Origin of the sequence: Psychrobacter sp. FME13 (genome assembly GCF_014861395.1) — a bacterium.
GTDB lineage: Bacteria > Pseudomonadota > Gammaproteobacteria > Pseudomonadales > Moraxellaceae > Psychrobacter.
The window spans coordinates 1-693 of record NZ_RRYV01000364.1 but is presented as its reverse complement, the minus strand read 5'-3'; the positions used below and the strand labels follow the sequence as shown (position 1 = coordinate 693).

At 40.4% G+C, this 693-nt stretch carries 1 protein-coding gene; it reads right to left on the bottom strand.

Annotated features, from left to right (window positions below; genetic code table 11):
• Positions 1–143 precede the first annotated feature (143 nt).
• Positions 144–425: an HU family DNA-binding protein gene (locus EI164_RS16610; protein ID WP_192529667.1), complete on the bottom strand. Its 282-nt coding sequence runs from the start codon at positions 423–425 to the stop codon at positions 144–146.
• Positions 426–693: the final 268 nt, after the last annotated feature.

Below are 693 nucleotides of genomic sequence, written 5' to 3'. Positions count from 1 at the left end.
CGTATCAGCAAGCATTTAATCTAAACGGCAGTTACACAGAATTCGGGATGGTCTCGCGTAAACAACACTATCAATACAATACTAAAAGCCAATACCATTACTTAGGTCATTGAACCGCCGATAAGTTAAAACTCCTCGAGCAATTACTGAAAGCTATCTACTAGATTTTCACTAATTGTCGTCTTGATGACTAGCTTTTCAGGTATCTCTACTGCTTCACCTGTCTTAGGGTTTCTACCTAAACGACTCTTGCGCTTAACCTTTTGAAAATTTGCAAACCCTACTAACTTCAATCTTTCATTTTCTTCGAGGTTAGCTAAAGAGTCGGCTAAAACATCCAAAACTGAGTTTAGTACAACCCTTGCCTCATCTTGATTCACATTTAATTTTGGTGCCAACTCGCTAATGATATCTTGCTTATTCATACTTACCTCTCGTTGTTATTAGAATCATTTTGACTTCATTCCCTTGGTTTGGTGAGGAGATGCCGTAAATGTTAGGTCTCGCGGGGGAGTTTCCCAAACTCTGTGTCACTGCTGCTTACCCCCGATCCATACTTACACAGAATCTGGGATGGGCTCCTGTGCCTTAGATCTCAAGTTCACTATGAGAGCCTAGGGGCTGTATAGAATTGGGAGATAGTTGAAAAAAATAAGCAACGCCTTACACTCTTGTTTACCACAACAAAGAGAA

What these genes read in the sequence shown, in the direction of transcription:
- EI164_RS16610 (WP_192529667.1), bottom strand. Translation starts at nt 425, where the DNA reads ATGAATAAGCAAGATATCATTAGCGAGTTGGCACCAAAATTAAATGTG.